1 pseudogene is annotated in these 232 nt (G+C 29.3%); it reads left to right on the plus strand.

The window, feature by feature from the left end:
- Positions 1 to 232, plus strand: a pseudogene (locus CD172_RS12890) (IS5/IS1182 family transposase); the annotation flags it as partial.

Genomic DNA, 232 nt, shown 5'->3' on the forward strand with positions numbered 1-232 from the left:
AATGATACTGGATGATTTTGAAAAGACGCCACTAATTACTTATGGAATGTACATTAAAGAAGGGAAAAAGAAATTTAAAAATGATCCGTTTATTTCTGTAAATTGGCGATACAATGAACTAGACGACTATTACTTGTGCCCTAATAATAAAGAATTACACTTCTTCAAATATAGAATTAAACATGATTATTACGGTTATCGTCGAGATTTCAAAGAATACAGATGTGAAGAT

Origin of the sequence: Staphylococcus agnetis, from assembly GCF_002901865.1 — a bacterium.
Taxonomy (GTDB): domain Bacteria; phylum Bacillota; class Bacilli; order Staphylococcales; family Staphylococcaceae; genus Staphylococcus; species Staphylococcus agnetis.